This is a genomic window from Pseudomonas paralactis (assembly GCF_001439735.1).
GTDB lineage: Bacteria > Pseudomonadota > Gammaproteobacteria > Pseudomonadales > Pseudomonadaceae > Aquipseudomonas > Aquipseudomonas paralactis.
Genome location: NZ_JYLN01000010.1, coordinates 1 through 13,945, shown reverse-complemented (window position 1 = coordinate 13,945; position 13,945 = coordinate 1). Strand labels below are relative to the sequence as shown.

The following is a 13,945-nucleotide window of genomic DNA, read 5'->3' as shown; positions in this document are numbered from 1 at the left end:
GCGCCCGTCCCACAGGCACAGCCGAACCTGGCCCGCCCGCCGTAAAAGGCAGGCGCGTCCGTAGCCTCCAGGCGTTACCCCGGTGCTGGTCAGCGTCGATGAGAGGGGTTCAGGCAGGCGCCAGGACGGGCGACTGCCGGGATACCGCTTCTCGCTTTGTGAGGCGAGACAACGGCATCGGAAAAATGCGCGTTACCTTGCCAAGTAGATGCCGGTTACCGAAACCGGCCGACGACTGTCACTCGAACAAGTACCCACTGAGGGTCTCCGCTATTAATGAAAACGCGCGAAGCTTACGCCCCGATGTTGGCCGAGTAAACCGTAGGAAAGTGCCCGCATGGAGAATACGAAAATTCTTCAGGATGGGTTCAGGTAATGACTGTAGGAGCGAGCTTGCTCGCGAAAAACGTCAACGATAACGCGTGCTTGCTGAATGAACGCGGCGCCTGCGAGTTCTTCGCGAGCAAGCTCGCTCCTACAGAAGGCGGCGTGCTGCCTTCATTCATGAGCCTGCCGGCTATCGGTGGGCGCTTGAACACGATCCTCGAGACTGTAATCGCGCACTACGTGGGCGATACGCAGGTGGTAGTCAGCAAAAACCTGCTGACGGCCTGTAGATTGGGCTGCTCGATGTAGCTCAATACTCCGCCATTGCTGGATTGCTGCCTCATCACGCCAGAATGATAGCGAGAGCAGCTTTCCAGGTTCACTCAAGCTTTGGTAACGCTCAACTGAGATGAAACCATCGATTTGAGCGAGCAAGGGTTTAAGTTCGGCAGCGAGGTCGAGATAACGCTGGTAGTGCTCCTCGTGTGGCCAGGCTTCGAAAATAACAGCGATCATTGTTGAGTCTCCTCATCACGGTAGAACCGCGGGATACGGCCATTGAGCGAAGGCAAATAACGCCAGCGATAAGCACAAGCATTTGAGCCTGGCTGTCGATGCAAGAATGCGGAAATTACCTCTGAGGCAACAGCCAATGCCAAGGGCTGGCCTGGGCATTGATGCCTGCCTGAGCCGAAGCTTAAGGTTCGTCGCTGCGCTCGCTTGAGCAAGAAGCTGTCCGGGTCCGGGTTGGCGCATGGGTCTCGGTTGGCAGCCGCGAGCAATAATAAAATGGTATCGCCCGCCTCCAAAACGCTGTCGCCAATTGTGCATCGCTTGGCAACGAACCGCCGAGTGTTTTGTACCGGTGAATCGTAGCGCGCTACCTCTGCTACCCACTCAGCGACAAGCGTCGGTGTGGCTTGCTTGCCTTCAAACAGGTCAGGGTTACGTTGGAAGGCTATGAGGGTGTTGCCGATCAGCCCGGCAGTGGCTTCGCAGGTTTGTGACAACAGCCCGATCAGATTCGCTATCAACGCATCATCGTCTTTCCAGGCCGAAACTTCGTAATCGCTATAAAGGCGGCCCAACACGCCGCTACCCTTATCATCGTTATTCAGCAGCGCTTGGAACATATGGCTCAGCCGTGCCGCCCCGCAATGGGCCTTACTGAGTTGCGCCTCGTCACTTAAAGGCGAAAGACAGGCGACAAAATCCCGTGTCAGCTGCGCAACTTCCTGTAGCTGACTGGATGTGAAACCCATCATGGTCGCAATGACCGAAACCGGTACGGTGAACATCCATTGATTCGGGTTATCGCCCGAGATATCAAGTGCCTCGATAACCAGCGCCACGATGCCTGAGATGTCTTGCCTGCCCATCGAGGCCAGGGTGGGTTCGATAACCCGGCGCGGGCACTGGTGTTGCGCGTCCTCGTTCATGCGCATCAAACGACCGAACACATCGCCTGCGGCACCCTGTAAAAGAGCAGCTGGAATCGGCTCGTGCAGCGGACGTACAAGGCAGTCAGGATGTTCCAGAATAGCCTCGACAACGCTGGCACCACTGGCCATCCAGACACCCAGCTCGGCATCGAATAACAGTGCGCCTTGCTGCCTGAGGCGTGAGTAATAAGCGTAGGGATCGGCATGAGTGGCGGCTTCAAACGGCGTCATTTTGGCAGTCCTTTTCACAAAGAACGGCTACTATCGAACAATCGTCACACCGACAATTCGCCCAGGAACGAAATATGGATTCCCACAGCAATGACACCGCCATTTCTCGTGTCGCAGGCGCGATTGCGGAACCCGCGAGGACGAAAATGCTTTGTTCGCTGATGGACGGTCACGCCCGTACCAGCACCGAAATGGCCGTCATCGCCGACGTCAGCGCATCCACGGCGAGCGCGCACTTGGCGAGGCTTAAAGAGGACGGCCTGATAAAACTGCACACCCAGGGCAGGCACCGCTACTTCAGCCTGGCAGACGCCCACGTCGCCCAAGCCATTGAAGCCCTCATGGTGATCAGCCGAAACGCGCACACCCGTTTTGTTCCGACGACACCCAATCGATTGCAGTTGGCGCGCACCTGTTATGACCACATGGCAGGATCCCTGGCTGTACAACTGCACGACTATTTCATCGACGCTGGCTGGTTGAGCGTGCCGATCGCTGATGACGGTACGTATCAGCTCAGCATGGAGGGCGAAAACGCGATGACAGGGCTCGGTGTCGAGATAGAAACCGTTAGAGCACAGCGACGTCGTTTCGCTTGCTCATGCCTGGATTGGAGCATGCGCCGCCCTCACTTGGCCGGCGCACTGGGGGCGGCTGTTCTACAGGCTGTTATAAGCCGCAAATGGATGATCCAGGACCTGGATAGCCGGGCGTTGGCACTGACCCCCAAGGGGCGAAAGGAGCTGTACGGCAGATTTGGGATTACGGTCGAAAGCAAAGCGCTGGAGAAATCAGGCACCGCGCCCTCATGAGAACGGTACATGCTACAGGGTGACGGGCCGGTCCCGCTCAACCAGCGCCAGGTATCCCTCAATGGTCCCGTTACCAAGAGGCTTGATCTGGATCGACACCTTATTCACCTGCCGACCCATCGTGATGCCCTCGCGGGTTCGCACCTGCGTATACCCAAGTTTGAGCCAAAAGCGCTCGGCCCTGGTATTGCCCACCACTACCGTCAATCGCAGCCACTGGCCACCCTTCGCGGCGGCCCAAGCCTCAAGGTCGGTGTGCAAGCGCTGCGCCAGCCCGCTGCCGTGCCAGCGCGAATGCACCAGCAGCAACCCGATATGCCACACCCCGGCGGCAAGCAAATCCGCGGCGATATTCACCACAGCCACCAGGTGGCCCTGCGCATCACGGTAACCCAGCCAGTACAGGCGGCTGCAATGCCAGCCGGCGGGTAATTGGCCGAGTAATTCTTCCCGTGCTTCGGTCGGGGTAGCCGGTTCGCCATTCACCGCAATGAAGTAAGCTGGCGCCTGTTCAAAAAACTGCTGCAGCTCAGCCTCATCGCAGCCAAGCAGCTCAACCACCCGAATGCCTTCGAGGGAGCAGCCAGGCAACACATGTGGATCAACGTCCATGTTCAACCTCTTCAATCATCCCGCGTCAGCACTTCCAGCAATTCAATCTCGAAAAGCAAATTGCTGTTGGGCTTGATATGCGCGCCCATTGAGCGCTCGCCATAGGCCAGGTGCGCCGGTACATACAAGGTGCGCACGCCGCCAACCTGCATGCCCATCAAGCCCTGGTCCCAACCCTTGATCACACGGCCAGTGCCGATCACGCACTGGAACGGTTTGCCCCGCTCCCACGACGAATCGAACACCGTGCCATCTTCCAGGGTGCCGGTGTACTGGGTGGTGATCAGCGCGCCCTTGACCACGGTTTTGCCGGTGCCCAGGCGGATGTCGGTGATCTGCAGTTCATCGTGACTCATAGGGTTCTCATTGAAGGCGTGAAAAGGCTGGGGTTTTCCCAGAATCGGATGGGTTTGGCAAGTGCAGGGGAATGGCCAGCGTGAACGCAATCCAATGTGGGAGCTGGCTTGCCTGCGAAGGCGGTGTGTCAGTCACTGCATCTATGACTGCACGACCGCTTTCGCAGGCAAGCCAGCTCCCACAATTAGATCTGCGTGCATCCAAAAGCCTTTACAACCAATGCCAGAACCGGCTCCAGAAGCCGCGCCCCAATTCATCCTTGCACCCGGCATATTGCCGCGCATACATCTGCGAGCGCGCTTGTACCTTGCTCGCTACCGGCGGCAGCCAGGCTTTGCTGGCGTAGGTACGCTGACGGTAGCCGCCCCAGCCTTCGTGGTAGTTCAGGTATTGGCCGTAGGCGTCGTATTTGTAGACGCCGTTGATGGTGTAGGCCTTGTCCATGTACCAGCCGATAAAGTCGATGGCGTCGTCGAAGTCTTCGCGATCAGCGCCACTGCGGCCGGTGGCCTTGCGGTAGTCGTTCCACACTTCATCCTTGGCCTGGGCGTAGCCCGAAGCGGTGGACACTCGGCCCCAGGGGATGATCCACAACAGGTATTTACGCGGGGTCTTGGCGTCGTAGCGAAAGCCCGACTCCTGATACATGATCGCAAACGGCACCTGGATCGGTACGCCCCAGCGCTTTTGCGTGACCTTGGCAGCGTCGTACCAGTCATCTTTTTCGCGAAAGATACCGCACAGGTCGTTGGGCGTGCGTGGCGGCGAGGTGCCGCACGCCGCCAACATAGAAGTGAGTAGTAACAGTCCAACAGCTTTGCCTGCGCTCAAGGGGCACCTTTGCGAGATACGGGTAAAAGGCCAGCATTTTACCCGTTCACGCAGGCGGCGTCCTTGCCGCAGACAGTTTTAAGCCAAAGGCACGCGACGGGTAGTCAGCGCGATACGGCCGACAAAGAAGCTCAAGGCCGCGCCCAACAGCAACATGGCCAGGGTGCTCCACGCAGCGCGGGACAGTTGCTTGGCCGCCACTTCACCGGCTTCACGGGCTTTTTGTTCAGCCTGTTTTTTCAGCTCATCGACCTTTTGCATGGCTTGCTGATAAGCCTGGGCATAGTTGTCGACGATCTGGGTGGCTTCCTCTTTGCTCTTGCCGGTACGGGCCGCGACGATGTTGACCAGGGCCTCTTTATCCGCTGCATTCAGGGCTGGCTCGCCGGACGCTTTTACCCGCTCGAACCACTGCTTGAGCTCATCACCGGCCTGGGCAGGGTTGGCCGCTGCATCGGTGGCCGATTGTTTGCCATCGGCTGCGGCCTGGTCGGCTTTCTGCTCGACATTGGCCGGGTCCAATTCAGCCTTGCCGCTTTGCTTGAGCAAGGTATCGAGTTGGCCTTGCAGGCTGTTCCAATCCAGCTCAATCCCCTGCTCGTTCAACTGCTGCTTGATGCTGTTGCCAATGCCCGGCGCTGCGGCCGCAATGCCACTGCCCGCAGCAGACAAGCCTTTACCCACGACGTTACCGGCGGTGCCGACAACGCTGGAAGCCAAGCCTGCCAATAGCCAGGTGGTCAGCAAGGTGGTCAAGGTCCAGGTCAGCACCCCGTGCAGCCCGCCGCGATCCGGCGCCGTGCGACCGGCCACAAATGCGCCCAGCGCAATGGCGACCAATGTCGACACAAACAGCCAGATACCTGCACCCGTGCCGAAGCCGCTCAATGGGTTACCGGCTTCCATCGGGTCAACGGCGCTGGCGCCGATTGCCGTACCCAATACACTCAACACCAGGTAGGTGACCAGTGCGATTGCACTACCGGCCAATACCGAGCTCCATGACACGCGAAACAGCGATCGATTGGTTTCATAGACAGTGGTCATACAAAGGTCCTTTTCAAATGTGGGAGCAAGGCAATGCGCCTTGTTGAGTGTGAGTGTGGCGAAACGACATACGTTCAGTCCTGGCCCATTTGCACCAGGCGGGCTGGTGCATTAGTACTTCCCCCAAGGCAAATTCTCTGCACTATCCTGAAGCCGGGATGTCGTACTCGAATGCACCCAAGCCTTGCCCCCTCGGAGACGTTATGACCCAGGATGTTCTTGCCAAAGAAACCAACCGCCGCCAGTTGCAGCAGATCATTTCCGGGTTGTCCGACGGCGTGATACTGGCCGAGGTCGATCAAACTATCCTGTGGGCCAACGACGCAGCCTTGACCATGCACGGGGTCAGCACCGTTAAGGAACTGGGCGCCAATACCGAGGCCTATGCCGAGCGTTTCGCCTTGCGCTATCGCAATAATCATCCGTTACAGCTGGACAGCTACCCCTTGAGCCGCGTGGCCGCGGGCGAGGAGTTCAGCGATGTGGTGGTGGAAGTCACCCCCGCCGCCGATGAAAGTCGCTGCTGGGTGCACCGCCTGCGCAGCCTGGTACTGTCCGATGCACAGGGGGAGCCGGAGCTGCTGGTGCTGATCCTCACCGACGCCACCGAATGGGCGAGCGCCGAGCAACGCTTTGAGAAAACCTTCAATGCCAACCCGGCACCGGCGGTGATCTGTCGCCTCAGTGACCTGCGCTACATCAAGGTCAACCAGGGTTTCCTGGAGATGACCGGCTACAACCGCGACCAGGTCATCGGCAAATCCGTGTACGAACTGGATGTGCTGGAACAGGCCGAGCGCAAGGACCTGGCGATTCAGCGCCTGGGCGAAGGCGCGACGATCCCGCAGATGCAGGCCGAACTGAGATTGCCCGAAGGTGGCAGCAAACTGGTGATCGTCGCCGGCCAACCGTTGGACATGAACGAGGAAGACTGCATGTTGTTTTCCTTCACCGACCTTGAGCCACGGCGCAAAGCCGAAATCGCCTTGCGCCAGAGTGAAGAACGCTTCGCCAAATCCTTTCGCCTTACGCCGGTACCCACCCTGGTGTGCAGCGCCGACAACCGCCAGGTGGTGGATATCAATGAAGCCTTCATGACCATCACCGGGTACATCAGCGAAGAACTGATCGGCAAATCCATCGAAGACATCAATTTTATCGACAGCCCCCAGGCCGGCGCGCAGTTGTTCGCCACCCTGGAAAAAGCCGGCAACCTTGAAGGCCAGGACCTCAAGGTGCGCAAGAAAGGCAACGAGGTGATCGACTGCGTGGTGTCCGCCGACACCGTGATTATCCAGGACGTGCCCTGCTACCTGATGGTGCTGATGAACATCACCGAACGCAAACGCTCGGAGCTGGAACTGGTGGCGGCCATCGAGGAAGTCATGCAGGACGCGTCCTGGTTCAGCCAGACCCTGATCGAGAAACTGGCCAATGCCAAGAGCGTCAACAGCCCCAACCTGCCGAATGTTTCCTTCACCGACCTGACCGCCCGAGAGCGTGATGTATTGGGCCTGATCTGCGAAGGCCTGGCGGACAAGGAGATCGCCTCGCGCCTGAAGCTGGCGCCCAATACCGTGCGCAATCATGTGGCCACGGTGTATTCCAAGCTGGGGGTGCACAGCCGCAGCGCGGCCATCGTTTGGGCCCGTGAACGCGGGCTGTTTGCCGGTGAACTGCGCCTCAAGAACAAGCCCTGACCCGCGCAAATGCACTAGTTCATCTAGTGCGAATTCGCCTTATGGCGCGAGGGGGCACGCAATAACCTTCAAGGGATCGTATTTATGCCTTGAAGGAACCCGCATGTTTACCCTCTCTCAACTGCGCAACTGCATCGAAGAAGGCCTTTCACCGCTCACGTGCGAATTCACCCTGTGCCGGGACGCTTCCTTGACCCTCAAGGTCTTCGACGCCGAGACCGGCCGAGTCGACCTGGTGGTCACGGGTATCAGCACCAACCGACTGCAAACCCCGCAGGAAGTGGCGAAGATGGTGGATGAGTTGCGCTACGAGCTGCAAAGCAACAACGTCGGCAAGCTCACACTGGATGATCTGCCTTCAACGCCGCTCCCATGAAATAGAACACCCCGCCGCCAACGATAAACGCGCCCAGCATGTAGAACATGTAGTGGGCCGGCAGGCTGGCCAACACCAGCCCACACAGCACCGGCCCCAGCGCGGCCCCCAGATTGGACAGGTTCTGCGCCCCGTAATACATACCCCGCAGGTGGTCCGGGGCGATTCGGTCGATAAACATGTACTCGGCCGGGAACACGATAATTTCCCCAACGGTAAACACCGCCATTGCCAAAACCCACCACAACACGCTGGTGGACAGCGCAAAACCGATCAACCCCAGCATGAACATGCTCAAGCCCGCGATCAGCCATTGGCTGAGATAGCGATGCGAAATGCGCCGACCAATCAGATACTGCAAGGCAATCACCAGCACGGCGTTAGTGGTCAGCACTGCGCTGATCACGGTGTAGGTGTATTCGGCGGTTGTGGTGGTTACCAGGTATTGAGACAGGTAGGCCGTGAACTGACCGAACACCACCGCACTGAGCAAACCGCCGAGGGTGAAACACACCAGACGGCGATCTTGCAGCAGCACGCGGGCGACGGCCAGAAACGGCACCGGTTTTTGCGTGGCATCCACAGTGGCCAAGGTGCGGTCGCCCCACCGCCAATACAGCAGGAAAAACCCCAGCCCCAGCAGCGCCGACAGGATAAACGGCAGGCTGATGTCCAGCTTGGCCACCATCGCGCCGAAGGCCGGTCCCACGGCATAACCGATATTGGTGAGGGTGTATTTGATGGAAAACACTTCACTGCGTGCGTCTTCGGGCAACAGGCTGGCGAAGCCGGCTTTCACCGCAATGTCGATGACCGCATAGGCCAGGTTGATCAGAATCAGGCAGCCATAGAACGCCCAAATATCCTGCGCCAACAGCGTGCCGATAAACCCCAGTACAAACACCAGGCTCAACGCGAGCAACAACCGATAGCTGTTGATGCGGTCGACCAGGAAACCACCGTACACACTGAGCAGCGAGCCGACGATCAGCGAACTGCCGATCACCAGGCCAACCTGGGTAATGTCCAGGGCAAAGTGGTTGGTGAGGTAGATCACCAGGTAGGGAAAGGTGATGGCTTTGGCCAACGTCAGCAGTAACGTGGCGCACAGCAGCAGGTTTACGGTGCGGGGGTAGGTTCTTATTGTGGCAAGCATCCTGCTCTCTTTTTGTTAAGGTAACGCAACCATTGCAGTCGGTTACCTTAACGCAAGAAACATGAAACGAGCAGGTGGCCCGGCAGGATTATTTTTTGACCGGCGTAATCTCAAGGATGGTGCCGTTGGTGGTCTTGAGCAGAACGTACTTGTCACCTACACGCGCCCATTGGCTCTCATCTTCGGGCTGTTTGAGGCCGTGTTTTTTCCAGTCTTTAATCGCTGACTCCTCGCGCATCAAGATGTCCGGGGCGCGATCACCTTCTTTCAAGTCACGGGCGTTGATGTTTGAAGGTTGCACGGTTTCCTGAGGGGTATCGCCGGCCTGCACGACAGCGCTGGCGGTGGAAAAGCTGGCAGCAACCAGCAGGCAAGCGGCTAAGGTTTTCGACTTCATGGGTGCTCCTTCAATTAATGGTGCGTACCCAGGTTCCGACCGCGGCGGCGCGCAATCATTCACCCCACTCAGTTTTTCCCTGTAGGCCAGAGATTGCTCTCTCACCACAAGGGTTTGTGCATAGGGTTTGCGAGCGTGAAAATAATCGTGTAATTTTTCATGAAATTATTCGAATTAAATTTCATGAACCAGCAACAAGAACTCGCCACCCTTGCGACCCTGATCCACGACCTGCGCAAGCACAAGAAACTCACCCTGGCGCAATTGGCGCAAAAGATCGAGCGCTCGGTGGGTTTTCTCTCTCAAGTGGAACGTGGGTTGTCGCAACCCACCGTAGCCGACCTGACCGCCATCAGCCACGCCCTTGACGTGCCCACCACCTACTTCTACAGCCTGCCCAAACCCAAGGCGGTGGAGTGGGTGACCCGCCCCAACGAGCGGCGCACGGTGTATTACGCCAATGGCATTACCGACATCCTGGTGTCGCCAAGCATGAATGGTGCGTTCTCGATGCTCGACAGCCTGTTGGCCCCCGGTGCCAACAGCGGCGAACAGAGCATGAGCGACCGCGCCGAGCAGGCCGGTTTTGTGCTGGAGGGCGAGCTGACGCTGTGGGTTGAGGGTGAGCCCGATGCGGTCACCCTCCACGCTGGCGACAGTTTCCACCTGGCCAGTTTCGCTCACTGCCGCTACGCCAACCTGACCGACCTGCCCGCCCGCGTCCTGTGGGTTTACAACTAGGAGCTGCACCCGTGAAAAGCCCATCTGCAACGTTGCTGGCCGAAGTACGGACCTTTCGCCAGAACCACCCCGACGTGCGTTATGTCGACCTGATCGCCCTGGACATTCCCGGGCATTTCTACGGCAAGCGCTACCCGGTGGAGATGCTTGAAAAAGTCGCTGCCGGCAGCCCGTTGAAGTTGCCGCAAAACGCGGTGTTGCTGGGGGCTCAGGGTGGGTTGTTCAAGATTGGCGACTACTGCTTCAACGATGGCGACCCGGATGCCAATCGCCGTCTGGTGCCGGGCACATTGAAGCCGGTGAGCTGGGAATCGCAGCCCTTGGGGCAAATGCTCATCACCTCGGACGGCACCGCAGCGCCGATCGAATTCGAGCCCCGCGAAGTGCTGGCCAAGGTGCTGGAACGCTTGCAGCACAAAGGCATTCACCCCGTGGTCGCGTTTGAGCTGGAGTTTTACCTGTTCGATAAAAAGCTCGACAACGGCTTGCCGCAGTTTGCCCGCGACCCGCTCAGCGATGATGCCGACGACCAGCCCAACCTGCATATCGAGCGGCTCTCGCGTTTCAGTGAAGTGCTCGATGACATGGCGCAAACCGCCAAGCAACAGGGCATCGACATCACCGTGATCACCGCCGAAATCGGCCCCGGCCAGTTCGAGATCAACTTTGGCCACTGCGACGATGGCCTGCGCGCCGCCGACTGGGCCGCGCTGTTCTGCCGCAGTACCCGAGGCGTCGCACTCAAGCACGGTTACCGCGCCAGTTTCATGGCCAAACCTTACCTGCAATTTCCCGGCAGCGGCATGCATGTGCATGTCAGCCTTTACGACGCTGCGGGCAATAACCTGCTCGCCGCCCATCAACAGCAACCGCTGCGCCACGCCGTGGCCGGCTGCCTGGAACTGCTGCCCCACTGCATGCCGATCTTTGCACCCAACCACAATGCGTTGCGCCGTCTGGGTGGCACCGTCAACGCCGCCGCCCGCGCCAGTTGGGGCTTTGAAGACCGTGATGCATGTGTGCGCATCCCCGAGTCCGACCCGCGCAATTTGCGAATCGAGCACCGCCTGGCCAGCGCCGACGCCAACCCCTACCTGGTGTTAGCAGCAATTCTGGCGGGATTGGAGCATGGGCTTGAGGCCAAGCGCGAGCCCATCACACCCCTGAACGAAGACCGTAACAGCGGCAACGATTTCCCGGTGGAGATGCTCGACGCCGTGCGCGCCATGCAGCAGCAACCGGTCGTGCGCGACAAGCTGGGCGCGGAGTTTGTTGATGTGTATTGCGAGAACAAGCGCCAGGATCACTTGGCTTTCCAGCAAGAGATTCATGCGCGGGAATATCGCTGGTTTCTTTAAAAGTCGCCGAAAAAGACTTGGCAAAACCCTGACTTAAATCAAATAAAGGCTCTAGCACGGGCCTTTCAGGCGGATAAATTGTCGAACAATCCTGGCTTTTGCCGTTGAGACCCATTATCATCCGGCGCCTTCTCGCTACCCGCCGGGTAGTTGTTTCAATGTGTCACCCGAGGCGCCCATGTACCGTTTTTCGTTTCACCGCCCTTTGATTGCCATCAGTCTGGGGCTTGTTTCCCATTCCGTCAGCGCTGCCCTGCAACCTATCGCCGAAGCTCCACTGGCCAACGACACCGAATTGCACTGCCACTTCAACCGCGACGCCAGTACCGACTGCACCACCACCTACCGCTACACGATCCTCAAGCCTAACGGCCGCGAAATGCTCTCGCGCATCGACTTCGATTACTCCGAAGGCGATACCTTTGAGGTGATCAGCGCCCAGTCCACCCAGCCTGGCGCCAAGCCGGTCGCCCTGGCGGCCACACAAATCGACACGCGTAGCGCGCCCAACCCGGACCAGGGCTTCAGCCGCGATAAACAAACCTCCCTGGCCTTCCCCAACCTGCGCGTGGGCACCAGGATCCGCTACACCGTACGCCACCACTACCCGGCCAAACCGTTGATGAGCCAGTTCCATTACGTGCTCAAGTTCGGCCCCGGTGCGGCCCGCCGTGATCGCTTCAAGGCACGCTTTACCGCCGAACGCCCGATCCACTGGCGCAGTGAAATGTTCGATGCGTTCAACGTCACCCCTTCGAGCAACGGCAAGACCCTGGACGTGGCACTTAAAGCGCCGATCTACCTCAATTACATCAATGAGTCCTCGGCTGCCGCCCTGCTGCGCATCCCACGCCTGGAAGTCGGTAGCGCTGTGGAACGCCAGGCTTACTTCGGTGATTTCGCCCAGCGTTACAACCAGATTCTCGGCGCCAACCTGCCGGCGCAAGCCGCCGTCGCCGTGGCCGCCGCACGCAGCCTGGCACCGGCTGAGCAAGTGGCCGCGCTGATGCAGCACATCAATGATCACTACCGCTACCTGGGTGACTGGCGCGCCAGCGAGCGTGGTTATGTGCCATTTAGCCTGGCCGAAATCGAGCAGCATGGCTACGGCGACTGCAAGGACCTGGCGACGCTGCTGACCGCCATGCTCAAGGCCGTTGGCATCAAAGCCGAGACCGCGTGGGTGAGCCGTGGTGATGTGGTCGATGCCTTGCTGATTCCGGGCACCCAGGCGCCGAACCATGCCATCGTGCGTGCCGAAGTGAATGGCCAGGTGTGGTGGCTTGACCCGACCAACCCGGTCTTCGCTCCCGGCCAGACCATGCCCGACATCCAGGACCGCTGGGTGCTGGTCAACGACGCCCAGAGCCAGGTACGCGAAGAGCGCATCCCGCTGGAGCGCCCTGAAGTCTCGATACGCCTGGACAAACAGGTGCAGTACGGCAAAGAGGGAGATGGTGCGGTCAAGGCGACGATCATTTTCAGCCGCCTGCCGCTGATGCAAATGAGCGCCGCCGACCGCCAGCAAGGCACCACCGCCACCGACCAGAACATCTGCGCCAACTTCGGCAACGACATCAGCGACTGCCAGATCACCCGCGAACCCACAGGCTTTGTGGTGCATGACGGCTACAGCGTCACCGCCCGCATGAACGATCAGCGCGCCCTGGAAAAACTGGCCAATGACTATGTCTACACCGACCCGTCGTTGAAAGACCGCTGGGAGGGTTACGTCAACTACCGTCGCCAGGGGCAACAGGCTGACCTTTACCTGGGCAACCCGGAAACCTACGACTACACCTACACACTGACTGGCGGGAAGATGGAAAAAGCCATCCCCGGCTGCACCGTTCGCTCGCCCTGGTACGACCTGGACCTGGACGGAAAACTGCAGGATGGCTCGCTGCGCTATCACTATCGCCTGAGCCAGAAAAAACGCTGGCTGACCCATGCTGAAGTGACCAGTGATGCGTTCGGCAAGATGATTGACGAGGCTCGGGCGTGTGCCGAGCAGGTGCATCAGGTAGTAAAGTTCTAGACCGTCCCTGACACACACCATAGCCCAAATGTGGGAGCTGGCTTGCCTGCGATGGCGGCGGGTCAGCTTGCACATGAGTGACTGATACACCGCCATCGCAGCATAGGTATCTACACAACTTCGCTACAACGCTGGACCTGTGGCGAGGGAGCTTGCTCCCGTGACGGCCTGACAGCCGACGCTGATCTAGCTGACGCACCGCGATCCAAATGTGGGAGCTGGCTTGCCTGCGAAGACGGCGGGTCAGCCTGCACATGAGTGGCTGATACATCGCCATCGCAGCATAGGTATCCACACAACCTTGGAGGTTGTTGCAGCCAACGGTAACCACGATGCGAAGCGAGCCGCTCTTGCTCTTGATCTGCTTTTGATCTTGATCTTAAGCGCCCCGTCAAACCACGCTGGCAGGAATTCGACAGGGATTTGGGGGGGTAAACCGGCAGGGATGCCGGTTTAGCCGCCCCGCGCCATGGATGGCGCGTGGCGGCGGCCCCCCAAATCACTGGCGGATTACGGGCAC

The 13,945-nt window shown here is 59.1% G+C and carries 14 protein-coding genes; 6 read left to right on the top strand and 8 right to left on the bottom strand.

Annotated elements, in window-relative coordinates; genetic code table 11:
- Positions 1 to 498: 498 nt before the first annotated feature.
- Positions 499 to 843, bottom strand: a complete 345-nt coding sequence (locus tag TX23_RS22080) for an antibiotic biosynthesis monooxygenase family protein (protein ID WP_057704020.1) — start codon at positions 841 to 843, stop codon at positions 499 to 501.
- Positions 840 to 2,000: a cytochrome P450 gene (locus TX23_RS22075; protein ID WP_057704019.1), complete on the bottom strand. Its 1,161-nt coding sequence runs from the start codon at positions 1,998 to 2,000 to the stop codon at positions 840 to 842. The genes TX23_RS22080 and TX23_RS22075 overlap by 4 nt, the downstream gene beginning before the upstream one ends.
- 74 nt (positions 2,001 to 2,074) lie before the next feature.
- Here TX23_RS22075 and TX23_RS22070 point away from each other — a divergent pair, with 74 nt between their 5' ends.
- Positions 2,075 to 2,812 (top strand): ArsR/SmtB family transcription factor, encoded by a 738-nt coding sequence (locus TX23_RS22070; RefSeq protein WP_057704018.1) that lies wholly within the window; start codon positions 2,075 to 2,077, stop codon positions 2,810 to 2,812.
- Positions 2,813 to 2,824: 12 nt separating this feature from the next.
- Here TX23_RS22070 and TX23_RS22065 read toward each other — a convergent pair whose 3' ends face one another.
- The 4 genes from TX23_RS22065 to TX23_RS22050 all read right to left on the bottom strand — a co-directional run bounded on the left by TX23_RS22065 (position 2,825) and on the right by TX23_RS22050 (position 5,659).
- The gene (locus TX23_RS22065) at positions 2,825 to 3,424 is read right to left on the bottom strand and encodes a GNAT family N-acetyltransferase (RefSeq protein WP_057704017.1); all 600 of its coding nucleotides are present in this window, start codon (positions 3,422 to 3,424) and stop codon (positions 2,825 to 2,827) included.
- 11 nt (positions 3,425 to 3,435) lie between these two features.
- Entirely contained in the window at positions 3,436 to 3,780 is a 345-nt protein-coding gene (locus tag TX23_RS22060; RefSeq protein WP_057704016.1) for an FKBP-type peptidyl-prolyl cis-trans isomerase, read from the bottom strand.
- Positions 3,781 to 3,991: 211 nt separating this feature from the next.
- Positions 3,992 to 4,612 carry a transglycosylase SLT domain-containing protein gene (locus TX23_RS22055; RefSeq protein WP_057704015.1) on the bottom strand — a complete coding sequence of 207 codons (621 nt, stop codon included), beginning with the start codon at positions 4,610 to 4,612 and terminating at the stop codon, positions 3,992 to 3,994.
- Between the two features lie 78 nt (positions 4,613 to 4,690).
- On the bottom strand, positions 4,691 to 5,659 hold the full coding sequence (locus TX23_RS22050) for a hypothetical protein (RefSeq protein ID WP_057704014.1): 969 nt from the start codon (positions 5,657 to 5,659) through the stop codon (positions 4,691 to 4,693).
- Positions 5,660 to 5,862: 203 nt separating this feature from the next.
- Between TX23_RS22050 and TX23_RS22045 the strand changes: the two genes are divergently transcribed.
- A complete protein-coding gene (locus TX23_RS22045; protein WP_057704013.1) occupies positions 5,863 to 7,359 on the top strand; it encodes a PAS domain S-box protein in 1,497 nt (498 codons plus the stop codon).
- 103 nt (positions 7,360 to 7,462) lie between these two features.
- A complete protein-coding gene (locus TX23_RS22040; protein WP_057704012.1) occupies positions 7,463 to 7,735 on the top strand; it encodes a DUF1652 domain-containing protein in 273 nt (90 codons plus the stop codon).
- Here the strand turns inward: TX23_RS22040 and TX23_RS22035 are convergent.
- The gene (locus TX23_RS22035; protein ID WP_057704011.1) at positions 7,698 to 8,891 is read right to left on the bottom strand and encodes an MFS transporter; all 1,194 of its coding nucleotides are present in this window, start codon (positions 8,889 to 8,891) and stop codon (positions 7,698 to 7,700) included. The genes TX23_RS22040 and TX23_RS22035 overlap by 38 nt on opposite strands.
- Before the next feature lie 88 nt (positions 8,892 to 8,979).
- Positions 8,980 to 9,288, bottom strand: a complete 309-nt coding sequence (locus TX23_RS22030; RefSeq protein WP_057704010.1) for an RcnB family protein — start codon at positions 9,286 to 9,288, stop codon at positions 8,980 to 8,982.
- 183 nt (positions 9,289 to 9,471) lie between these two features.
- On the opposite strand from TX23_RS22030, the gene TX23_RS22025 reads away from it, so the two are divergent.
- From TX23_RS22025 to TX23_RS22015, 3 genes are all read left to right on the top strand, one after another.
- On the top strand, positions 9,472 to 10,029 hold the full coding sequence (locus TX23_RS22025; protein ID WP_057704009.1) for a helix-turn-helix domain-containing protein: 558 nt from the start codon (positions 9,472 to 9,474) through the stop codon (positions 10,027 to 10,029).
- 11 nt (positions 10,030 to 10,040) lie between these two features.
- The gene (locus TX23_RS22020) at positions 10,041 to 11,387 is read left to right on the top strand and encodes a glutamine synthetase family protein (RefSeq protein WP_057704008.1); all 1,347 of its coding nucleotides are present in this window, start codon (positions 10,041 to 10,043) and stop codon (positions 11,385 to 11,387) included.
- Between the two features lie 178 nt (positions 11,388 to 11,565).
- Positions 11,566 to 13,425 carry a DUF3857 domain-containing transglutaminase family protein gene (locus TX23_RS22015; RefSeq protein WP_057704007.1) on the top strand — a complete coding sequence of 620 codons (1,860 nt, stop codon included), beginning with the start codon at positions 11,566 to 11,568 and terminating at the stop codon, positions 13,423 to 13,425.
- Positions 13,426 to 13,945 lie beyond the last annotated feature (520 nt).